Source organism: Agromyces solani, assembly GCF_058349925.1.
In genome coordinates this window covers 50,263-71,366 of sequence record NZ_JBYRER010000004.1, presented here as the reverse complement: position 1 = coordinate 71,366, position 21,104 = coordinate 50,263, and the positions used below count along the sequence as shown (strand labels likewise).

Here is a 21,104-nt window from a genome sequence, read left to right as displayed (position 1 = left end):
CGCCTCGGTAGGCTAGGCGGGTGGCTCACAGTTCCCGGTTGGTCGATCTGGTTCACGAACGCATCGAGGACTTCCTCGCCGAACGTACCTCAATTCTCCGTTCGATCAGTCCCGACCTCGACCCGCTCGACCTCTTCTCACGGCGCTTTCTCAGCGGTGGCAAGCGCTTCCGCGCGCTCTTCTGCTACTGGGGATGGGAGTCGGTCCGCGGTCGCGGCTTCGACCCCTTCGACTCGGGCGAGACGGCCGACCTCTTCCCGGTCGTCTCGGCGGCGGCCGCGCTCGAACTCTTCCACGCGGCGGCGCTCGTGCACGACGACCTCATCGACAAGTCCGACACCCGCAGGGGCGCGCCCTCGGCGCATCGGCTCTTCGAATCGCTGCACGCCGAGTCGGGCTGGGCCGGAGACCCGGCGGGCTTCGGCGTCGACGCCGCGATCCTGCTCGGCGACCTGCTGCTCGGCTGGAGCGACGAGCTGATCGACGAGGGGCTCGACGCGCTGCCCGATCGCGCTGCGGCGCGCGCGGCGCGCACCGAGTTCATGCGCATGCGCACCGAGGTCACTGCGGGCCAGTACCTCGACATCCTCGAAGAGCGCGCCTGGATCGCCCAGCCCGACGACGAGCAGCGACTGCGCGCGGAGCGCATCATCGTCTACAAGTCGGCGAAGTACAGCATCGAGGCGCCGCTCGTCATCGGCGGCGCGATCGCCGGCGCCGACTCGGCGCAACTCGCGGCCCTCCGGGACTTCGGGCTGCCGCTCGGCATCGCGTACCAGCTCCGCGACGACCTGCTCGGCGTGTACGGCGACCCCGAGGTCACCGGGAAGCCGAGCGGCGACGACCTGCGCGAGGGCAAGCGCACGATGCTCATCGCGATCGCGCGAGAGCGGCTCGCGGCCGGGCAGCGGCGGTTGCTCGACGAGCTGCTCGGCGATCCCGGCCTGACGGCCGATCAGATCCGCATGCTGCAGCGCACGATCTCGGACTGCGGCGCGGTCGACGAGGTCGAGACGATGATCGCCGACCGTGCGAGCCGCGCCGTCGAGGTGCTCGACAGCGCACCGCTCAGCCAGGGCGCCCGCAGCGAACTCGGCTCGCTCGTGCGCACGGTCACGCGCCGCACGCGCTGAGCCCGCGCGCGACGGGGTCGAAGAGGTCTCAGAGGAGCGCCTGCGCGACCCGGCGGACCTCCGCCTTGCGACCGGCGCGGAGCGCGTCGATGGGCGTGGTGCCGAGGCTGTCCTCTTCGGACAGCAGCCACTCGAGCGCCTCCGCGTCGCTGAACCCGACGTCCGAGAGCAGCACGGCGGTGCCGTGGATCTCGGGCAGCGGCGCGTCGTCGCGCAGGAAGGACGAGGGCACCTTCAGCACCCCGTCGCGGCGCGCGGCGAGCAGGTGGCGGTCGTCGATCAGGCGACGAATCCGGGACGGGCTCTGCCCGAGGAGTTCGACGAGCTCGGGAACGGTCAGCCAGGTGGTGTCGGCGGCATCGGTCACGACACCAGCCTGCCACGACCGGAGCCGAACGCGGAAGCGCCCGACGTGCGCGCGCATCGAGTCGGCGGACGCGCGGCGCCGGTGTTTGACTCGACCCCACCCCTGTGCGACCGTGGCGACAGCCGGTGCTCCATGCCGGCGAAGGGGGAACCATGGCGTACGACGTCGACGACGCCGCCGGACGCGAGGACCGGGGATCGGAGCGGGGCCGGCCACGCGGCATCCGGGTGCTGCTCACCGTGCCGCTCGCGGTGGTGAGCGCCGTGGCGGTGACGCTCGGCATCTCCCAGCCCGCGGAGGCAGCCCCCGAGCCCGTCAAGCGGTCGCCCAAGGCGAAGGCATCGCCGGCCGGCGCAGTGGGCGCCACCGCGGTCGCGAGCGCCGAGGTCCCCCGCGAGATCGTCGTCGCCGAGGGCGACACCGTGAGCGGCATCGCGGAGCGCTACGACCTCTCGACCGCCGAGGTGCTCGCGCACAACGGGCTCGGATGGTCGAGCCTCATCTTCCCGGGGCAGCGGCTCGCCCTGCCCGGCGGCAAGGCCCCTTCGGCCCCCGCCGCTCCTCGCGAACGGATCGCGAAGCACACCGTCGTCGCGGGCGACACGATGAGCGGGATCGCCGCCCGCTACGGCGTCGGGCTCGACGACCTGTTGCGCGTCAACGGCCTGGGCCGCCAGTCGCTCATCTTCCCGGGCGAGCAGGTGGTGCTGCCGCCGGGCGGTTCCGCTGCGCCCGAACCCGAGCCGTCCGCCCCGCCGAAGGCCGCGGAACCGGCACCCTCCGGCGACGTCCATGTGGTCGTGGCCGGCGATACCGTCTGGGACATCGCCGCGCGCGAGAAGATCGGGGTCGAGGCGCTCATCGCGGCCAACCGCCTCGACGGGCGGGCCACGATCCGCATCGGCCAGCGGCTCGTGATCCCCCGGCCCCTCCCGGCGTCGACCGTCACGTCGGTGAGCGCGGTCCTGACCGACGAGATGCGCGCCAACGCCCAGCTCATCGTGGACGTCGGCCGCGAGCTCGGCGTGCCCGACCGCGGCATCGTCATCGCCCTCGCGACGGCTGCGCAGGAGTCGGGCCTCAAGAACGTGCGGCACGGCGACCGCGACTCGCAGGGCCTCTTCCAGCAGCGCCCGAGCCAGGGCTGGGGTACGCCCGAGCAGGTGCTCGACGTGCATCGTGCGACCGAGGCGTTCTACGGGGGGCCGAACGGGCCGAACGCGGGTCGCGCCCCCGGCCTGCTCGACATTCCCGGATGGGAATCGATGCCGCTCACCAAGGCGGCGCAGGCCGTCCAGCACAGTGCGCATCCCGGCCACTACGCCAAATGGGAGGCGCAGGCCACCGCGTGGCTCTCCGAGCTCGGCTGAGCCGAACCGTCGACCGCCCGTCCCCGAGGGTCACGATGGGATTGCGATCGGCGCGTCGGCGGCGTTTGTTCGACCTGCGGCATATGCCCTTTCGTAGACTCGAACGGTGAGCAGTGCGCCCGCGGACCCGATGATCGACCGTCTCATCGACGGCCGCTATCAGGTGCGCTCGCGCATCGCCCGCGGCGGCATGGCGACGGTCTACCTCGCGACCGACCTTCGGCTCGAACGTCGCGTCGCGATCAAGATCATGCACGGCCACCTCGCCGACGACAACACCTTCAAGACCCGCTTCGTGCAGGAGGCGCGCTCGGCCGCTCGCCTCGCCCACCCGAATGTGGTCAACGTGTTCGACCAGGGCCAGGACGCCGACATGGCGTACCTCGTCATGGAGTACCTCCCCGGCATCACCCTGCGCGAGCTGCTCAAGGACTACAAGCGCCTCACGCCCGAGCAGACCGTGGACATCATGGATGCCGTGCTCTCCGGTCTCGCCGCAGCGCACAAGGCGGGCATCGTGCACCGCGACCTCAAGCCCGAGAACGTGCTCCTCGCCGACGACGGCCGCATCAAGCTCGGCGACTTCGGCCTCGCACGCGCCGCCAGCGCGAACACCGCGACCGGACAGGCACTGCTCGGCACGATCGCCTACCTCTCCCCCGAGCTCGTCACCCGCGGCGTCGCCGACGCGCGCAGCGACATCTATGCGGTCGGCATCATGATGTACGAGATGCTCACCGGTGAGCAGCCGTACGTCGGCGAGGCTCCGATGCAGATCGCCTACCAGCACGCCAACGACGAGGTGCCCGCGCCGAGCGCGCGGAATCCCGCCGTCCCGGCGTCGCTCGACGAGCTCGTGCTGTGGGCGACGCGCCGTGACCCCGAGGAGCGCCCGCGCGACGCGCGCGAACTGCTCGATCGACTCCGCGAGGCCGAGCCCGAGCTGCGCGCGTCGCACGTGGCCATCACGACCCAGGCGACCATGGTGCTGCCCGCCGGCATGGCCGCAGCCGCGGTGCCGACCGCCGAGACGAGCGTGCTCGGCGCGGCTCCCGTCGTGACGGCCGCGCCGCCGTCGTCGAACGACGACGCCGACGACGATGCGGCCGCACTCGGCGCGAGCGCCGCCCGCCGCAAGCGCCGCGGGTACTGGCTCCTCGCCCTCGTCCTGCTCCTCGCCGGACTCGCCGGCGGCACGGGCTGGTACTTCGGAGCCGGGCCCGGCGCCTACGCCGCCGTACCCGAGACGGCGACCCTCGCCCCCGACGCCGCGACCGACCTGCTGGAAGACGCCGGATTCGTCGTCGACCCGGCGACGCGCACCGATCCCGAGGTCCCGAAGGGCCAGGTCATCGACACCGATCCCGCCGGCGGCCAGGACGCCCGTCGCGGTTCGACGGTCACGCTCTACGTGTCCGAGGGCCCGCAGATGCTCGACGTGCCCGATGTGGTCGGCACGCCGATCGACGACGCGACGAAGGCGCTCTCGGCCTTCACCGTGCTGCCCCCCGTCGAGCAGTTCTCCGCCGACGTGGCCCCCGACGCCGTGATCGCCGCGCTCGGTGCCGACGGCGGGCCGCTCGCCTCGCCCTACCCCGAGCGCGGCGAGGTCACCCTCGTCGTCTCGGTCGGCCCCGTTCCGCCCGTCGAGGGCACCCCCGCCGCCGAGGCGGAGGCGAAGCTCGAGGCGGCCCAGCTCGTCGTGAAATACAAAGACCCGGTCTTCTCCGACACGGTCGCGAAGGACCTCGTCATCACCGCCGACTGGCTCGACGACCCGATGCGGCCCGGTTCGACCGTCGAACTCACCGTCTCGAAGGGGCCCGACCTCGTCGCGATCCCCGAGGTCGTCGGCAAGAACTGGACCGAGGCGAAGCAACTGCTGACCGACGCGCAGTTCGCCCTCGACTACAACGTGCTCGCCGACATCGCCCCCGACGCGTTCGTCGTCTCCAAGGTGACGCCCGAAGCCGGGCAGACGGCCAAGCGCGGCTCGACCGTGACGGTGAACTTCCAGGGCTTCTGAGTTCGCGGTCCTGATCGAGACGAGCGGATGCCGCGGCATCCTCGCCGGCCGGACACCGGCGTGTGCCGCCCTGAACCGGCCCGTTCCCGTGCGACTCACGCGAACGGCGCACGCCCTGACGGGACGTGCGCCGTTCGGCCGTGATGCGCTCAGCGGGCGGTGAGCTCCTCGGCCACCAGGAACGCGAGCTCGAGCGACTGCATGTGGTTCAGACGCGGGTCGCACAGCGACTCGTAGCGGGTCGCGAGGGTCGCCTCGTCGATCTGCTCGGAGCCGCCGAGGCACTCGGTGACGTCGTCGCCGGTGAGCTCGACGTGGATGCCGCCGGGGTGGGTGCCCGCGGCGCGGTGGGCCTCGAAGAAGCCCTTCACCTCGTCGACGACGTCGTCGAAGCGACGCGTCTTGTAGCCGGTCGGCGTCGTGATGCCGTTGCCGTGCATGGGGTCCGTGACCCACAGCGGGTTGGCGTCGCTCGCCTTGACGGCCTCGAGCAGCGGCGGCAAGGCCTCGCGGATCTTGCCGGCACCCATGCGCGTGATGAACGTGAGCCGGCCCGGCTCGCGGTTCGGGTCGAGCTTCTCGACCAGCTCGAGCATCGTCTCGGGCGTCGTCGTCGGCCCCAGCTTGACGCCGATCGGGTTGCGCACGCGCGAGAGGAAGTCGACGTGCGCGCCGTCGAGCTCACGAGTCCGCTCGCCGATCCAGATGAAGTGGCCGCTCGTGACGTACGGGGTGCCCGTGCGCGAGTCGATCCGGGTCATCGGGCGCTCGTAGTCCATGAGCAGGCCCTCGTGGCCGGTGTAGAACTCGGTGTGCTTGAGCGCCTCGAAATCGGCGCCGCAGGCGTCCATGAACTTCACGGCACGGTCGATCTCGCGGGCCATCGACTCGTACCGCGAGTTCGCCGGGTTCTGCGCGAAGCCCTGGTTCCACGAGTGGACCTGGCGCAGGTCGGCGAAGCCGCCCTGCGTGAACGCGCGGATGAGGTTCAGCGTCGACGCCGCCGTGTGGTAGCCGCGGATGAGACGGTTCGGGTCGGCCTGGCGCGATTCGGGCGTGAAGTCGTAGCCGTTCACGATGTCGCCGCGGTAGGCCGGCAGGGTGACGTCGCCGCGGGTCTCGGTGTCGCTCGAGCGGGGCTTGGCGAACTGGCCGGCCATGCGCCCCATCTTGACGACGGGCATCGAGGCGCCGTAGGTGAGCACGACGGCCATCTGCAGCACGGTCTTCACCCGGTTGCGGATCTGGTCGGCGGTCGCGCCGGCGAAGGTCTCGGCGCAGTCGCCGCCCTGCAGCAGGAACGCCTCACCGCGGGACGCGGCGGCGAGCCGCTCGCGCATCGTGTCGACCTCGCCGGCGAAGACCAGCGGCGGCAGCGTCGCGAGCTCGGCCGACGCCGCGCGGGCGGCCTCGGCGTCGGGCCAGGTGGGCTGCTGCTTGATCGGCAGGTCCCGCCAATAGTCGAGGCCCGCGATCACGGAGGGATCTGCGTTGACGAAGGGCTCGACGAGCTGTACCACTGGGCTGTCCTGGAGGGTGCGGGGCGCCTCGGCGCCGGAAACGGGAACAGCGGCGCACGTCGCGCCGCCGCCCTCCGAGCCTACCGCGATTGCGAGGCCCGCTGCTCCTTCACGCTCGAGGCGTACACGTCGACGTACTCCTGCCCGCTCAGGCCGCGCAACGCGTAGACGAGCTCGTCCGTCACGGAACGCAACACGAAGCGATCGCCCTCCATGCCCTCGAAGCGGGAGAAGTCGATCGGCTCGCCGACGATGATGCCGATGCGCCGCACGCGCGGCAGGCGTGTGCCGATCGGCATGACGTGCTCGGTGCCGATCATCGCGACGGGGATCACGGGCACGCCGGACTCGAGCACCATGCGGGCGACACCCGTGCGCCCCCGGTAGAGCTTGCCGTCGGGGCTGCGGGTGCCCTCGGGGTAGATGCCGAGGATGCTGCCCTCGGACAGCACGCGGAGCCCGGTGTTCAGGGATGCCTCGGACGCCTTGCCGCCAGAGCGGTCGATCGGCAGCTGGCCGGCGGCCTGGAAGAACATGCGCGTCGCCCAGCCCTTGAGGCCCTTGCCCGTGAAGTACTCGCTCTTGGCGAGGAACACGACGGGACGGTCGACGACGAGGGGCAGGAAGATCGAGTCGATGAACGACAGGTGGTTCGAGGCGAGCACGACGGCGCCCTCTTTCGGCACGTTCTCGAGCCCGACGACCCAGGGCCGGAAGATCGAGAGCAGGATCGGACCGATCACGAGGTTCTTCATGAACCAGTAGAACACCGTGCGGCTCCCTTCCTCCGAGGCATCGTCCAGCTTAACGCCGGGTGACTCAGGAGTGCTCAGCGACCCACACGCGGGCGAGGTCGGCCGCACCGACGACGCCCGCGTCGTTCACGAGCTCGGCGATGACGAAGTCGGGCTCGGGGTGATACCCCCGCGCGGGCAGGTGCTCGAGGTACGACTCGCGGATCGGGGTGAGGAGCAGCTCCCCTGCCACGGCCACGCCGCCGCCGAACACGAAGCGCTGCGGGTCGAGCACGGCGGAGAGGCTCGCGGCCGCCTCGCCGAGCCAGTGGCCGAGCTGACGCAGCGCCGCGACCGCTCCGGGGTCGCCCTGTTCGATGAGCGCGCCGACGATCGTGCCGTCGAGCTCGCCGTGCTCGGCGCGCGCCCGCGCGAGCGACTGGCCGATTCCGCCGGCGTCGGCGATCTCGCCCGCCATGCGGAGCAGTGCCCGTCCTGAACCGTACTGCTCGATGCAGCCGCGCTGCCCGCAGCCGCACGCGAGGCCGTCGGGGACGACACGGAGATGCCCGAGCTCGGCACCGGCGCCGAACCCGCCGCGGAAGAGCCGGTCGTTCGCGACGATCGCGCCGCCCACGCCCGTGCCGATCGTGAGCATCACCATGTCGCTGACGAGTCGGCCGGCGCCGAATCGGAACTCCGCCCAGCCGGCGGCGTTGGCGTCGTTGTCCACCACGACGGTGCCGCCCACGCGCGCCTCGAGCTTCTCGCGCAGCGGCTCGTTGCGCCAGTCGATGTTCGGCGCGTAGTACAGGGTCGACTGCGCCGCATCGACGAAGCCCGCCGCCGCGACGCCGACGGCCTCGATCTCGTCGGGGCCGCGCAGGCCCTCGATCATGTCGACGACGGCGCGCTCGAGCGCCTCGGCGTCGCCGGCCGGCGTCGGCACCCGATCGCTGCGCACGATCACGCCCAGATCGTCGACGACCGCACCCGCGATCTTCGTTCCGCCGATGTCGATTCCGATCGCGTGCACGCTGACGCCGCCTTTCAGAGGGGGACGGGGCTGGGGTCGCGCCGGAACGGGGCCGCGCGCGCAACGACTAGAGTGTAGTAGACCCCAAAGCCGAGGTCGCGCAGGTACCCGAGCCGGGCGCGATCCAGTCGGTACCGAAGGAGCTACCGTGATCGAATTCTCCACGCCCGCCGTGGTTGCGCCCGACCCTACGGCGAACACCACCGATCTGCTCGTCGACCGCCTCGCGGCGACGCCCGATTCGGTGCTGTTCTCCCGGCCCACCGCCGACGGCGGCTGGAGTCCGGTGACGACGCGCGAGTTCTACGACCAGGTCATCGCACTGGCCAAGGGCTTCGTGGCCGCCGGCATCGAGCCCGGCGACAAGATCGGCCTCATGTGCAAGACGCGCTACGAGTGGACCCTCATCGACTTCGCCGCGTGGTTCGCGGGCGCCGTCCTCGTGCCCGTCTACGAGACGAGCTCGCCGGCCCAGGTGCGCTGGAACCTCAGCGATTCCGGCGCGGTCGCCGTCATCCTCGAGACGCCCGACCACTTCGCGCGGTTCGACGAGGTGCACCCCGACCTGCCGCTCATCCGCAAGAGCTGGCAGATCGACCTCGGCGACCTCGACAAGATCGCCGCCGGCGGCACCGAGGTGGCCGACGACGAGATCGAGCGTCGCCGCACGCTCGCGAACGGCGACGACATCGCGACGCTCATCTACACGTCGGGCTCGACCGGCAAGCCCAAGGGCTGCGTCCTCACCCACTCGAACTTCGTCGAGCTCTCGCGCAACTCGGCCGTCGCCCTCGACGAGGTCGTGCTCGACCCGAACGGCGCCTCGACCCTGCTGTTCATCACCCTCGCGCACGTCTTCGCCCGCTTCATCGCCGTGCTCTGCGTCCACGCCGGCGTGCGCGTGGGCCACCAGCCCGACACCCGCCAGCTCCTCCCCTCGCTCGGCAGCTTCAAGCCGACGTTCCTCCTCGCGGTCCCCCGCGTGTTCGAGAAGGTCTACAACGTCTCGGAGCAGAAGGCCGAGGCCGGCGGCAAGGGCAAGATCTTCCGCGCCGCCGCGGAGACCGCCGTCGCCTACTCGACCGCGCTGGAGCAGGGCTCGGTGCCGCTCGGCCTGAAGCTCAAGTTCAAGCTGTTCGACGCACTCGTGTTCTCCAAGTTGCGCGCCGCGATGGGCGGCAACGTGAAGTACGCCGTTTCGGGCTCCGCGCCGCTCGGGCCGCGACTCGGCCACTTCTACCACGCGCTCGGGATCACGATCCTCGAGGGCTACGGCCTCACCGAGACGACCGCGCCGGCGACCGTCAACCTGCCCACCAAGTCCAAGATCGGCACCGTCGGGCCGGCGCTCCCCGGGGTCTCGGTGCGTCTCGCCGACGACGGCGAGATCCAGGTCAAGGGCGTCGACGTCTTCAAGGAGTACTGGAAGAACCCCGAGGCGACCGCCGAGGCGTTCGAGGACGGCTGGTTCAAGACCGGCGACATCGGTGCGTTCGACACGGAGGGCTTCCTCACCATCACCGGGCGCAAGAAGGAGATCATCGTCACCGCCGGCGGCAAGAACGTCGCGCCCGCGGGCCTCGAAGACCCGATCCGGGCGAACCCGCTCGTCGGCCAGGTCGTCGTGGTCGGTGACAAGAAGCCGTTCATCGCCGCCCTGGTGACGCTCGACCCCGAGATGCTGCCGGTCTGGCTCAACAACAACGGCGAGGACGCCGGGATGTCGCTCGAAGAGGCCTCCACGAACCCCGCGGTGCTCGCCGAGGTGCAGCGAGCGATCGACGCGGCGAACGAGAACGTCTCGCGTGCCGAGTCGATCCGCAAGTTCACGATCCTCACGACGGAGCTCACCGAGGAGAGCGGCCACCTCACGCCGAAGCTCAGCATCAAGCGCAACATCATCCTCGAGGACTTCTCCACGCACATCGAGGCGATGTACGCCGGTGCGCCTGCGACCGAGGGCCACTCGATCGTCAGCTGACGCGACCGACGACGAAGCGCCCCGCGGAATTCCGCGGGGCGCTTCGTCGTCTGCGGGCCGCCCGCCACGAGACATCCATCGGTGGATGCCTCGGCGCGAGGCCCGACCGTCAGAACCAGTCCGACTCGCGGATCTCCTTCATCGCGGCACGACGCTCGTCCTTCTCGAGCCGGTCGAGATAGAGCAGACCGTCGAGGTGGTCGGTCTCGTGCTGCAGCGCCTGCGCCATCAGCCCCGTCCCCTCGAGGACGAGCTCGTTGCCGTCGAGATCGATGCCGCGCACCTTCGCGTACGGGTGGCGGGGCGTCTTGTGCCAGAGCCCGGGCACCGAGAGGCAGCCTTCGTCGACGAGCTCCTTCTCACCCGACAGCTCGATGATCTCGGGATTCAGGATGTACCCGACCTCGCCGTCGACGTTGTAGCTGAACGCTCGCAGGTTGACGCCGATCTGCGAGGCCGCGACACCGGCCCGGCCCGGCAGCCTGACGCTGTCGACGAGGTCGGCCACGAGAGCGCGCACGCGATCGTCGACCTGTTCGACGGGGGCTGAGACGGTCTTGAGGACGGGGTCGCCGAACAGGCGGATGGGACGCTCTGGCAATGTTCTCCGATCAGTGCCCGCGGTCGGCGGGCAGGCCTTCCACCACGAGGGCGGCGAGTTCGCGCGCCGCGTCGCGGGTGACGGGGCGCAGCTGGGTCCAGTTCACGACCGAGCCGGCGGCGAGCTGGGGGTCGTACGGGATGCGGACGATCTCACGCACGCGCGACTGGAAGTGCGCCTCGATCTCGTCGACCTTCACGAGGTGCGTGCCCTGCGTGGCGAGGTTGATCGCGACGACGGCGTTGCGCACGAGTTCGCCGTAGCCGTTCGCCTCGAGCCAGGTGAGGGTCTCGGAGGCGAGGCGCGCCTCGTCGACGCTGCCGCCGGAGACGATCACGATCGAGTCGGCACGCTGCAGCGTCGCCCGCATGACCGAGTGCACGATCCCCGTGCCGCAGTCGGTCAGCACGATCGAGTAGTACCGTGCCGCGAGCCCTGCGACGACGTTGTAGTCGTTGTCGTCGAAGGCCTCGGACAGCGTGGGGTCGGTGTCGGATGCGAGGATGTCGAGCCGCGTCTCGTCGCGTGAGACGAACCGCGAGAAGTCGGTGTAGCCGCCGATCGACGACGCCTTGGCGACGACGTCGCGCACCGTCTCGCGGGTCTGCCGGTCGACCCGCTCGGCGAGCGTGCCGCGATCGGGGTTCGCGTCGATCGCGATGATGCGGTCGTCTCGGGCGTCGGCGAGGGCCATGCCGAGCAGAGCCGTGATGGTGGTCTTGCCGACGCCGCCCTTGCGGGTCAGCACGGGCACGAACCGGGCACCGCCCTCGAAGCGCTTCTGGATGCGCTGGTTCATCGCCTTGTGCGCGCGCACCTTCGCCGAATCGCCGAGATTCACGAGGTGCAGGGAGGCCTGGTAGAGGAAGCGGTTGAGTCCGCCCTCGGGCGCCGGTCGCGTGGTGCGATTGACGTCGATGAGGCGATCGGGCGTCAGCGAGTCGGGCGTCTCGGGGACCTCGGCGGGGGCTTCGGGATCGTGGCCGGCGGCGACCGCCACCTCGCCCGTCGCCGGCGCCGTCCGGTCGATGGCGGACTCGCCGGCCCGCTTCGTCGCATCCGCCGCGAGCAGGGCGCTGTACGGCGACGCCTCACGATGCGCGGCACCGCGATGACCGGCCGGGAGGCCGGGCGCGAGGATCGGCACGGAGCGCGTGCCGGAGTCCGCCGCCGCGATGGCGCCCGGGTTAACCGACACGTCGTCGATGGCGACGGCGACCTCGTCTTCGGGCACCTCGTGCACCGGGGCCGGAGGCAGGTCGACCCTGAGGTCGAGATCGGGTCGCGCCGCGTGCGCACCGGTCGACCCCGAAACGGGTGGGCGGTCGACCGGGCCGGTGCGAACACCGACACCGCGCCGGCTCACCGGCTCCGAATCATGCGTCTCGTCAGCCACCGATACCCCTCCTCATCAGCGCCGTTCCACGCCAAGCCTAGCGTGCGCGCACGACGACGAGCAGATCACCCGCCTCCACCTGCTGGGTCTTCGGCACGGCGACGCGCTCCACGACGCCCGCGACGGGCGAGGTGATGGCGGCTTCCATCTTCATCGCCTCGATCGACGCGACGCTCTGGCCCGCCTCGATCTCGGCACCCGGCTCGACCTGCAGCGTCACCACGCCGGAGAACGGCGCGGCGATCTGACCCGGCTGCGAGGCATCCGCCTTCTCGGCCGTCCGCGTCTCGACCGTGATGCTGCGATCGCGCACGAAGACCGGGCGCAACTGGCCGTTGAGGATGGTCATGACGGTGCGCATGCCCTTGTCGTCGGCCTCGCCGATCGCCTCGAGCCCCGCGTAGAGCCGGACGCCCTTCGCGATCTCGACCACGTGCTCGGCGCCGGGGCGGAGACCGTAGAGGTAGTCGACCGTGTCGACGACCGAGAGATCGCCGAAGAGCTCGCGGATCTGCTCGAACTGGCGCGTCGGCGCCGGGAAGAGCAGCGCGTTGAGCGTGGCTCGACGAGTGGCGCTGTCGGCCTCGAGCGCGGCGCGCTGGTCGGCGGTGAGCTCGGCCACGCCGATGCGGACGTCGCGCCCCGCGAGCACCTTCGTGCGGAAGGGCTCGGGCCAACCGCCGGGCAGGTCGCCGAGCTCGCCGGCCATGAAGCCGATGACCGAGTCGGGCACGTCGTACTTCTCGGGGTTCGCCGCGAAGTCGGCGGGATCGGCCTTGACCGCCGCGAGGTGGAGCGCGAGATCGCCGACGACCTTCGACGAGGGGGTCACCTTCGGCACACGACCGAGGATCGCGTCGGCCGCGGCGTACATGTCCTCGATGAGTTCGAAGTCGTCGGCGAGGCCGAGCGCGATCGCCTGCTGGCGCAGGTTCGACAGCTGGCCGCCGGGGATCTCGTGGTGGTATACGCGCCCCGTGGGCCCCGGCAGGCCGGACTCGAACGGCTTGTATAGCCGGCGCACGGCCTCCCAGTACGGTTCGAGATCGCTCACGGCGTCGAGCGAGATGCCGGTGTCGCGCTCGGTGTGCGCGAGGGCCGCGACGAGCGACGAGGCCGAGGGCTGGCTCGTGGTGCCGGCCATCGGGGCGCTGGCCACGTCGACCGCGTCGACGCCCGCCGCACTCGCGGCGAGGAGCGTCGCGAGCTGGCCGCCCGCGGTGTCGTGCGTGTGCAGGTGCACGGGCACGTCGAACCGCTCGCGCAGCGCGCCGACGAGCTTCGCCGCGGCGGCCGGTCGCAGGAGCCCCGCCATGTCCTTGATGGCGAGCACGTGCGCGCCCGCGCCGACGATGTCGTCGGCGAGCCGCAGGTAGTAGTCGAGCGTGTAGAGGTCTTCGCGCGGGTCGAGGAGGTCGCCGGTGTAGCAGAGCGCGACCTCGGCCAGCGTGTGGCCCGTCTCGAGGACCGCATCGATCGCCGGCCGCATCTGGGAGACGTCGTTGAGGGCGTCGAAGATGCGGAAGATGTCGACGCCGGTCGCGGCGGCCTCCCGCACGAACGCGTCGGTGACCTCGGTGGGGTACGGCGTGTAGCCGACGGTGTTGCGCCCGCGCAGCAGCATCTGGATGTTGATGTTCGGCAGCGCCTCGCGGAGCGCGGCGAGCCGCTCCCACGGGTCTTCGCCGAGGAAGCGGAGCGCGACGTCGTAGGTCGCACCACCCCAGGCCTCGACCGAGAGCAGCTGGGGCGTGAGCCGGGCCACGTACGGGGCCACCGCGACCAGGTCCTTCGTGCGCACGCGGGTGGCGAGGAGCGACTGGTGGGCGTCCCGGAAGGTGGTCTCGGTCACGGCGAGCGGCGTCTGGCCGCGCAGGGCGGCGGCGAAGCCGGTCGGGCCGAGCTCGAGCAGGCGCTGGCGCGAGCCGTCGGGCGCGGGCTGCGAGAGGTCGATCGCGGGCAGCTTCTCGACCGGGCTCACGCCGATCGGAGCTGGCCCGTTCGGCTGGTTCACCGTGACGTCGGCGAGCCAGTTGAGGATCTTCGTGCCGCGGTCCTTCGAGACGCGACCGCGCAGCAGCTGCGGGCGCTCGTCGATGAACGAGGTGCTGAGGTCGCCGGCGACGAACGCCGGGTCTTCGAGCACGGCCTGGAGGAACGGGATGTTCGTGGAGACGCCGCGGATCCGGAACTCCGCCAGCGCCCGCTTCGCACGTGCGACCGCCGCCGCGTGGTCGCGACCGCGGCACGTGAGCTTCGCGAGCATGGAGTCGAAGTGGGGGCTGATCTGGGCGCCCGGATTGATGGTTCCGCCGTCGAGTCGGATGCCGGCGCCGCCGGGCGAGCGGTAGGTCGTGATCTTGCCGGTGTCGGGGCGGAAGCCGGCGGTCGGGTCCTCGGTCGTGATGCGGCACTGCAGTGCCGCGCCGCGCAGTCGGATCGAGTCCTGAGTGAGACCGAGCTCGGCGAGCGACTCCCCCGCGGCGATGCGCATCTGCGAGACGACGAGGTCGACGTCGGTGACCTCCTCGGTGACGGTGTGCTCGACCTGGATGCGCGGGTTCATCTCGATGAACACGTGCTGGCCCGCGCGTTCGCCGGCGGTGTCGAGGAGGAACTCGACCGTGCCGGCGTTGACGTAGCCGATCGACTTGGCGAAGGCGATCGCGTCGCGGTAGAGCGACCCGCGGACGTCGTCGGAGAGGTTCGGCGCCGGCGCGATCTCGATCACCTTCTGGTGGCGTCGCTGCACCGAGCAGTCGCGCTCGAAGAGGTGCACCGTCTCGCCGCTCGCATCGGCGAGGACCTGCACCTCGATGTGCCGGGGCCGGAGCACCGCCTGCTCGAGGAACATCGTCGGGTCGCCGAAGGCGCTGTCGGCCTCGCGCATCGCCTCTTCGAGGGCGGCCCGCAGGTCGTCCTTGCGGTCGACCCGGCGCATTCCGCGGCCGCCGCCGCCGGCGACGGCCTTCGCGAAGATCGGGAAGCCGATCTCGTCGGCCTGGGCGACGAGGGCCTCGATGTCGCGGGAGGGCGGAGTCGACTTCAGGACGGGGACGCCCGCGGCGATCGCGTGCTCCTTCGCCGTCACCTTGTTGCCGGCCATCTCGAGCACGTGCTTCGGCGGGCCGATGAAGGCGATGCCGGCCTCTGCCGCGGCCTGCGCGAGCTCGGGGTTCTCGGAGAGGAAGCCGTAGCCGGGGTAGATCGCGTCGGCGCCCGACTCCTTCGCCACGCGGATGATCTCCGACACGTCGAGGTAGGCGCGGACGGGGTGTCCGGGCTCCCCGATCTGGTACGCCTCGTCGGCCTTCAGCCGGTGCAGCGAGTTGCGGTCTTCGAAGGGATAGACCGCGACCGTCTTCGCACCGAGTTCGACGGCGGCTCGGAACGCACGGATGGCGATCTCACCGCGATTGGCAACCAGGATCTTCGTGAACATGCAAGCCTTTCCGAACGGAATCCGCACAGCGAACGTTTAGGTATCGCCCGAGCACTAAAGGTAACGTATCTGTTCGTGCACGTTCTCTCCGTCAGCTCCCTGAAAGGCGGCGTCGGCAAGACCACTGTCACGCTCGGACTGGCGTCGGCGGCCTTCGCCCGCGGCGTCCGGACCCTCGTCGTCGACCTCGACCCGCAGTCCGACGTCTCGACCGGCATGGACATCCAGGTCGCCGGCCACCTCAACGTCGCCGACGTGCTCGCGTCCCCGAAGGAGAAGATCGTCCGTTCGGCGATCGCACCGAGCGGCTGGGCGCGCCAGAACCCCCAGTCGACGATCGACGTCATGATCGGCAGCCCGTCGGCCATCAACTTCGACGGTCCGCACCCGTCGATCCGCGACATCTGGAAGCTCGAGGAGGCGCTCGCGAACGTCGAGGCCGACTACGAGCTCGTGCTCATCGACTGCGCTCCCTCGCTCAACGCGCTCACCCGCACCGCCTGGGCGGCGAGCGACCGCGTCGCCGTCGTCACGGAGCCGGGCCTCTTCTCGGTCGCCGCCGCCGACCGCGCGCTGCGCGCTATCGAGGAGATCCGACGAGGCCTCTCGCCCCGCCTCCAGCCGCTCGGCATCATCGTCAACCGTGCCCGCGTGCAGTCGCTCGAGCACCAGTTCCGCATCAAGGAGCTGCGCGACATGTTCGGCCCGCTCGTGCTCAGCCCGCAGCTGCCCGAGCGCACGTCGCTGCAGCAGGCGCAGGGTGCGGCGAAGCCGCTGCACATGTGGCCCGGCGAGAGCGCGGAGGAGATGTCGGCGAACTTCGACCAGCTCCTCGATCGCGTGCTGCGCACGGCTCGGATCGCCGACGACACGGGCGGTCAGCTCGCGGTCGAGTCCCACGCGATCTGACCGGTCGGCACGACGTCGGGCGACGGTCGACACGCGCTGCGAGTGTGACGCCGTGTGACGTCGGCACCGGCGCGAGCAGCGATGAGAGGGGCTCGGAGGCCCCGCGCGGAACACGTCGCCATCGTCGCCGAAACGGGCGGCGTCTCGCGACGACGGCAGCGCCGTGCGTCAGGAGATCTTGCGCGACTTCGCCCCGCGTCGAGCCGCCAGCTCGTCCATGGGGTCGGCCGGCTGGGTGTCGAGTTCGACGAGGGTCGACTCGACTTCGCGGAGCACCTTGCCGACGGCGATGCCGAAGACGCCCTGGCCGCGATTGACGAGGTCGATGACCTCGTCATCGGAGGTGCAGAGATAGACGCTCGCCCCGTCGCTCATGAGCGTGGTCTGGGCGAGGTCTTCGACGCCCGCCTCGCGGAGCTGCGTCACCGCCGTACGGATCTGCTGCAGCGAGATACCCGTGTCGAGCAGCCGCTTGACGAGCTTGAGCACGAGGATGTCGCGGAAACCGTAGAGGCGCTGCGAGCCCGAGCCCGCGGCACCGCGCACCGTCGGCTCGACGAGTTGCGTGCGCGCCCAGTAGTCGAGCTGGCGATAGCTGATCCCGGCGGCCCGTGCGGCGATCGCGCCGCGGTAGCCGGTGCCGTCTTCGTACTCGGGCATTCCGTCGGTGAACAGCAGGCCGAGGTCGTAACGCGAGCGCACGGTCTCACTCATCGATTCGCCCCTCATTCTGCTTCGTCACCCCGACGACGCGAGTCCCACGCTACCGAGGCCGAGGGCCTGCGCCAAACATATCGGGCCGATCGTCACGGCGTGTCGCGCGCGATCATCTCGCGAGGCGGTCGAGCGTCGCCCGGACGATGCTCGAGTGCACCGTCTCGAGCGCGGACGCGAGCTCCCGTGCGCGCTCCGCGGCGCGGGCCTTCCCCGCCGCATCGGATCGCCGCGACGGGGCGATCGCGCGTTCGACGAGCGCCGCCTCGCGCTCGGCCGCGGCGCGCAGCCCGCTGAGGTGGCGCGGTTCGATGCCCACGTCGCGCAGGGCGACGAGGGCCCGCAGGATGCCGAGCGACTCGTCGCCGTAGTGCTCTGCGGCCGGCAGCACCGAGGCCGACACGGCGTCGTCGAGCAGCGCCGCCGTCGCGCCGGTCGCCTTGATGAGCTCGGCGCGGCTCAACCGCTTCGGCGTGAGGAATCCCGCCGCGCTCGTGGCCCCCGGCAGGGCGGGCGTCTCTCCGGCGTCGATGGCCTCGAGGTGCGCCCGGATGACCTTCAACGGGAGGTAGTGGTCGCGCTGCATGGAGAGCACGACGGTGATGCGCTCGACGTCCGCCGGCGAGAACTTGCGGTAGCCCGCGGCCGTTCGCGCGGGCGAGACCAGGCGCTGCTCTTCGAGGAACCGCAGCTTCGACGGCGTCAGCTCGGGGAACTCGGGCTGCAGTCGCGCGAGCACCTGTCCGATGCCGAGCAGGGGCGTCGGGTCGCTCGCGCGCGTCGACGCCGCGGTGCCGACCACTACTCGCTCGCCACCGGAGCCAGGTCGCGTCGGGAAGCGTAGAAGGTGAGCCGGAACTTGCCGATCTGCACCTCGGCGCCGTCGGACAGCAGCGCCGTCTCGATGCGCACGCCGTCGAAATACGTGCCGTTCAGCGAGCTCAGGTCCTTCACCTCGAATGCGGTGCGATGCCGGACGAACTCGGCGTGCTTGCGAGACACGGTGACGTCGTCGAGGAAGATGTCGGCGTCGGGATGACGCCCCACGACCGTGACGTCGGTGTCGAGCAGGAACCGCGCCCCGGTGTTCGGGCCGCGTCGGACGACGAGCAGCGCCGAACCCGACGGCAGCGCGGCGATCGCCTCCTGCTCCTCCGCGGAGATGTCGGCGTCGACCGCACCGAGTTGGGCGGCCGCCTCGCGGCTGAACCCCATCGTCGCATCGACGGCGCTGTCGTCCACCGTCTGCGACGAGGTCTCGGGGTGCTCGAACTCCCCCTCGCCCGCTCCGTCGGCCTGTGTGTTGTCGGATTCCGCCACGGCTAACCTCCCTCTTCCAGCGTATCGGATCGCCGGTCGCCCGCCACCCGGGGAATGCGGATCGCCCGTGCCGTCTCGATCGCATAGATCACGCCGGCCCACCAGTAGAGGAACGCACCCCAGAGCGTGATGGCCCATCCCACCGGCTCGCTGACCGGAGCCACGACGGGGAATGCCGCACCGAGCATGATCACCGGCAGGCCGAAGAACAACGCGAACGTCGCGACCTTGCCGAGCTGATGCACGGGCAGCGGGCCGAAGCCGTGGTTCGCGAGCACGACCCCGAGTACGAGCAGGAAGACGTCGCGCGCGACGATCACGACGACGATCCACCACGGCACGAGCTGCTGCGCGGCGAGCCCGACGAGGGCGGCGAAGATGTAGAGGCGGTCGGCGGCGGGGTCGAGCAGTTGCCCGAGTCGGGTCACCTGGTCGAGCCGTCGCGCGAGATACCCGTCGGCCAGGTCGGTGAGGCTCGCGACCACGAGGACGACGAGGGCGACGATGTAGTCGCCGATGACCAGGAACGCGAGGAACACGGGCACGAGCGCGAGCCGGAGCATGCTCAGCAGGTTCGGGATCGTCCAGATCTCCGAACCGACTCCCCCGGCGCGCTCCCCAGCCACGTCCCGATCCTATCGGGCGCCCGGATGCCTCGTTCAGAGCCGCGCGGAGAGCCCCGGCCACGCTTCGGCGAAGCGCGGGTGCAGGGGACGGCGGGCGACCTCGGCGATCGGCACCCACCTGAGTTCGATGCTCTCGGGGTCGCTCACGACCGGTTCGAAGCGCACGAGGGCGTCGGCGACGACCGTCGTGTACGACCAGAATCCGAGGTCGAGCACGCTCGTGAACCGCACGGACAACGTCTCGGGCGGCACGCCCGCCTCCTCGCCCGCCTCGCGGATGGCCGCGTCGACCGCCGCCTCGTCGGCATGCAGCGCGCCGCCCGGAATGCCCCAGGTGCCGCCGAAGTGACTCCACTGCGCACGATGCTGGAGCAGGACCTCGGCCGCCGGGCTGACCGCGAGCAGGCCCGCCGCCCCGTAGCGACCCCAGTAGCGCACGCCGCCCGGCCCTTCGACCCATGCGTCTCCGCTCGAACCCGTCACCACTCCAGCATGACGCATGCCGCGACGAGGCGCGCCGCCGGTCGTAGGCTGGAGCGATGGAGGACGAACGGCCGGTGCGGATCGACGCCTGGTTGTGGGCGGTGCGCCAGTACAAGACCCGGTCGGCGGCCACCGCCGCATGCCGGGCCGGGCATGTGCGCGTGAACGGCGAGCGCGTCAAGGCCGCGCAGCAGGTTCGGCCCGGCGACGAGGTGCGCGTCCGGGTCGCCGGATTCGATCGCCATCTGGTCGTGCGACGTCCGATCGCGAAACGCGTCTCGGCGGCGCTCGCGGCCGAAGCCGCCGAAGACCGCACGCCCCCGCCGCCGCCGCGCGCCGAACTGCCCGCGACGATCGTGCGTGATCGCGGCGCCGGGCGGCCCACCAAGCGCGAACGGCGCGACCTCGATCGCCTTCGCGGGCGCTGAGCCGAAAGGTCGGGCGCAGGGCGTAGCCTGTGCCTCGTGCACAAGGAACTCAGCCACGAGCCCGAGGCGCGCCGCTACGTGCTGCGCGTCGAGGGCACCATCGCGAGCGTGCTCGACTACCGGGTGCTCGGCGACGCCGTCGCGTTCACGCGGACGTTCACGAATCCCGCCTACCGCGGCTCGGGGCTCGCCTCTGAGGTCGTCGGCTTCGCGGTCGACGACGTCGAGGCGAGTTCCGACCGGCGCATCGTGCCGAGCTGCTGGTACGTCTCCGAGTGGTTCGACCGGCATCCCGACCGCCGCGCGCTGCTCGATCCGCGGCTCGGCTGATGGTCGCCGGCTACAGCGCCGCCCAGGTGCGGGCCGCCGAGGCGCCGCATCTCGCGCGAGGCGAGCCGCTCATGCGTCGCGCCGCCGCAGCCCTCGCCGAGGTGGTGCGCGCGCGACCGGCCCGCCGGGCGGATCCCGACCGGCTCGTGCTCGTGCTCGCGGGCTCCGGCGACAACGGCGGTGATGCGCTCTACGCCGCGGCGGAACTCGCCGCCGAGGGCGTGCGGGTCGTGATCGTGCCCACCGGAGCGCGCATGCATGCAGCGGCGCGGGCGGCGGCGATCGCGACCGGCGCCGAGGTGCTCGAGCACGTCGAGGCGTCGACCGTCGCGGCACTCGCCGGCGAGGCATCCGTGATCGTCGACGGCGTGCTGGGGACGGGGACGAGCCCCGATCCCGCACTCCGCGGCCGGGCCCGCGAGGTCGTCGCGGCCATCCTGCCGGAACTCGTGCGCGAGCCGCGCCCCGAGGTCATCGCCGTCGACCTGCCGAGCGGCATCCACCCCGACGACGGAAGCGTGCCCGACCCGACCGTGCTGCCCGCGACCGTCACGGTGACGTTCGGCGCGGCCAAGGCGGGACTGCTCATCGAGCCGGGTGCCGACCTCGCCGGCGAGGTGCACGTCGTCGACCTCGACCTCGGCCCCGAGCTCGAGGCCTTCACCCCGCTCGTCGAGCGGGGCTGAGC

General features: G+C 71.2%; 20 protein-coding genes. 8 read left to right on the top strand and 12 right to left on the bottom strand.

What is annotated here, in order from left to right; genetic code table 11:
- The first annotated feature begins 20 nt into the window (after window positions 1–20).
- Complete coding sequence (locus tag AC3RJ7_RS17005; protein WP_491457049.1) at window positions 21–1,133, top strand: polyprenyl synthetase family protein; 1,113 nt, start codon at window positions 21–23, stop codon at window positions 1,131–1,133.
- 28 nt (window positions 1,134–1,161) lie between these two features.
- Here AC3RJ7_RS17005 and AC3RJ7_RS17000 read toward each other — a convergent pair whose 3' ends face one another.
- On the bottom strand, window positions 1,162–1,500 hold the full coding sequence (locus tag AC3RJ7_RS17000) for an Rv2175c family DNA-binding protein (protein WP_491457048.1): 339 nt from the start codon (window positions 1,498–1,500) through the stop codon (window positions 1,162–1,164).
- A 152-nt stretch (window positions 1,501–1,652) separates the two neighbouring features.
- Here AC3RJ7_RS17000 and AC3RJ7_RS16995 point away from each other — a divergent pair, with 152 nt between their 5' ends.
- Window positions 1,653–2,870: a LysM peptidoglycan-binding domain-containing protein gene (locus AC3RJ7_RS16995; protein WP_491457047.1), complete on the top strand. Its 1,218-nt coding sequence runs from the start codon at window positions 1,653–1,655 to the stop codon at window positions 2,868–2,870.
- A 106-nt stretch (window positions 2,871–2,976) separates the two neighbouring features.
- A complete protein-coding gene (gene pknB / locus AC3RJ7_RS16990) occupies window positions 2,977–4,896 on the top strand; it encodes a Stk1 family PASTA domain-containing Ser/Thr kinase (protein WP_491457046.1) in 1,920 nt (639 codons plus the stop codon).
- Window positions 4,897–5,045: 149 nt separating this feature from the next.
- Here pknB and AC3RJ7_RS16985 read toward each other — a convergent pair whose 3' ends face one another.
- From AC3RJ7_RS16985 to AC3RJ7_RS16975, 3 genes are all read right to left on the bottom strand, one after another.
- The gene (locus AC3RJ7_RS16985) at window positions 5,046–6,416 is read right to left on the bottom strand and encodes a class II 3-deoxy-7-phosphoheptulonate synthase (RefSeq protein ID WP_491457045.1); all 1,371 of its coding nucleotides are present in this window, start codon (window positions 6,414–6,416) and stop codon (window positions 5,046–5,048) included.
- 80 nt (window positions 6,417–6,496) lie between these two features.
- The gene (locus AC3RJ7_RS16980; protein WP_491457044.1) at window positions 6,497–7,186 is read right to left on the bottom strand and encodes a lysophospholipid acyltransferase family protein; all 690 of its coding nucleotides are present in this window, start codon (window positions 7,184–7,186) and stop codon (window positions 6,497–6,499) included.
- A 49-nt stretch (window positions 7,187–7,235) separates the two neighbouring features.
- Complete coding sequence (locus AC3RJ7_RS16975; protein WP_491457043.1) at window positions 7,236–8,186, bottom strand: ROK family glucokinase; 951 nt, start codon at window positions 8,184–8,186, stop codon at window positions 7,236–7,238.
- Window positions 8,187–8,334: 148 nt separating this feature from the next.
- On the opposite strand from AC3RJ7_RS16975, the gene AC3RJ7_RS16970 reads away from it, so the two are divergent.
- A complete protein-coding gene (locus AC3RJ7_RS16970) occupies window positions 8,335–10,167 on the top strand; it encodes an AMP-dependent synthetase/ligase (protein WP_491457042.1) in 1,833 nt (610 codons plus the stop codon).
- 109 nt (window positions 10,168–10,276) lie between these two features.
- Here AC3RJ7_RS16970 and def read toward each other — a convergent pair whose 3' ends face one another.
- The 3 genes from def to AC3RJ7_RS16955 are packed head-to-tail and all read right to left on the bottom strand — an operon-like array spanning window position 10,277 to window position 15,606.
- Window positions 10,277–10,768, bottom strand: a complete 492-nt coding sequence (gene def / locus AC3RJ7_RS16965; protein ID WP_491457041.1) for a peptide deformylase — start codon at window positions 10,766–10,768, stop codon at window positions 10,277–10,279.
- 10 nt (window positions 10,769–10,778) lie between these two features.
- Window positions 10,779–12,164 carry a MinD/ParA family ATP-binding protein gene (locus AC3RJ7_RS16960; RefSeq protein WP_491457040.1) on the bottom strand — a complete coding sequence of 462 codons (1,386 nt, stop codon included), beginning with the start codon at window positions 12,162–12,164 and terminating at the stop codon, window positions 10,779–10,781.
- Between the two features lie 37 nt (window positions 12,165–12,201).
- Window positions 12,202–15,606: a pyruvate carboxylase gene (locus AC3RJ7_RS16955; RefSeq protein WP_491457039.1), complete on the bottom strand. Its 3,405-nt coding sequence runs from the start codon at window positions 15,604–15,606 to the stop codon at window positions 12,202–12,204.
- Between the two features lie 75 nt (window positions 15,607–15,681).
- Between AC3RJ7_RS16955 and AC3RJ7_RS16950 the strand changes: the two genes are divergently transcribed.
- Entirely contained in the window at window positions 15,682–16,515 is an 834-nt protein-coding gene (locus tag AC3RJ7_RS16950) for a ParA family protein (RefSeq protein ID WP_491457038.1), read from the top strand.
- A 168-nt stretch (window positions 16,516–16,683) separates the two neighbouring features.
- On the opposite strand, the gene AC3RJ7_RS16945 is transcribed toward AC3RJ7_RS16950, so the two are convergent.
- The 5 genes from AC3RJ7_RS16945 to AC3RJ7_RS16925 form a co-directional block, all read right to left on the bottom strand.
- Window positions 16,684–17,229 (bottom strand): MerR family transcriptional regulator, encoded by a 546-nt coding sequence (locus tag AC3RJ7_RS16945; RefSeq protein ID WP_491457037.1) that lies wholly within the window; start codon window positions 17,227–17,229, stop codon window positions 16,684–16,686.
- Window positions 17,230–17,341: 112 nt separating this feature from the next.
- Complete coding sequence (ftsR, locus tag AC3RJ7_RS16940; protein ID WP_491457036.1) at window positions 17,342–18,031, bottom strand: transcriptional regulator FtsR; 690 nt, start codon at window positions 18,029–18,031, stop codon at window positions 17,342–17,344.
- A complete protein-coding gene (locus tag AC3RJ7_RS16935; protein WP_491457035.1) occupies window positions 18,031–18,549 on the bottom strand; it encodes an FHA domain-containing protein in 519 nt (172 codons plus the stop codon). The genes ftsR and AC3RJ7_RS16935 overlap by 1 nt, the downstream gene beginning before the upstream one ends.
- 2 nt (window positions 18,550–18,551) lie before the next feature.
- A complete protein-coding gene (locus AC3RJ7_RS16930; protein ID WP_491457034.1) occupies window positions 18,552–19,175 on the bottom strand; it encodes a CDP-alcohol phosphatidyltransferase family protein in 624 nt (207 codons plus the stop codon).
- A 33-nt stretch (window positions 19,176–19,208) separates the two neighbouring features.
- Complete coding sequence (locus tag AC3RJ7_RS16925) at window positions 19,209–19,676, bottom strand: NUDIX domain-containing protein (RefSeq protein WP_491457033.1); 468 nt, start codon at window positions 19,674–19,676, stop codon at window positions 19,209–19,211.
- A 38-nt stretch (window positions 19,677–19,714) separates the two neighbouring features.
- Between AC3RJ7_RS16925 and AC3RJ7_RS16920 the strand changes: the two genes are divergently transcribed.
- The 3 genes from AC3RJ7_RS16920 to AC3RJ7_RS16910 are packed head-to-tail and all read left to right on the top strand — an operon-like array spanning window position 19,715 to window position 21,102.
- Window positions 19,715–20,086: an RNA-binding S4 domain-containing protein gene (locus tag AC3RJ7_RS16920; protein WP_491457032.1), complete on the top strand. Its 372-nt coding sequence runs from the start codon at window positions 19,715–19,717 to the stop codon at window positions 20,084–20,086.
- 36 nt (window positions 20,087–20,122) lie between these two features.
- Window positions 20,123–20,416, top strand: a complete 294-nt coding sequence (locus AC3RJ7_RS16915; RefSeq protein WP_491457031.1) for a GNAT family N-acetyltransferase — start codon at window positions 20,123–20,125, stop codon at window positions 20,414–20,416.
- Window positions 20,416–21,102 carry an NAD(P)H-hydrate epimerase gene (locus AC3RJ7_RS16910; RefSeq protein ID WP_491457030.1) on the top strand — a complete coding sequence of 229 codons (687 nt, stop codon included), beginning with the start codon at window positions 20,416–20,418 and terminating at the stop codon, window positions 21,100–21,102. Before AC3RJ7_RS16915 ends, AC3RJ7_RS16910 begins: the two co-directional genes overlap by 1 nt.
- The last annotated feature ends 2 nt before the right edge of the window (window positions 21,103–21,104 follow it).

Excerpts from the sequence above, each read along its gene's own strand:
- AC3RJ7_RS16995 (WP_491457047.1), top strand. The coding sequence starts at position 1,653 with ATGGCGTACGACGTCGACGACGCCGCCGGACGCGAGGACCGGGGATCG.
- AC3RJ7_RS16955 (WP_491457039.1), bottom strand. The coding sequence starts at position 15,606 with ATGTTCACGAAGATCCTGGTTGCCAATCGCGGTGAGATCGCCATCCGT.
- AC3RJ7_RS16945 (WP_491457037.1), bottom strand. The coding sequence starts at position 17,229 with ATGAGTGAGACCGTGCGCTCGCGTTACGACCTCGGCCTGCTGTTCACC.
- AC3RJ7_RS16925 (WP_491457033.1), bottom strand. The coding sequence starts at position 19,676 with ATGCGTCATGCTGGAGTGGTGACGGGTTCGAGCGGAGACGCATGGGTC.
- AC3RJ7_RS16920 (WP_491457032.1), top strand. The coding sequence starts at position 19,715 with ATGGAGGACGAACGGCCGGTGCGGATCGACGCCTGGTTGTGGGCGGTG.
- AC3RJ7_RS16910 (WP_491457030.1), top strand. The coding sequence starts at position 20,416 with ATGGTCGCCGGCTACAGCGCCGCCCAGGTGCGGGCCGCCGAGGCGCCG.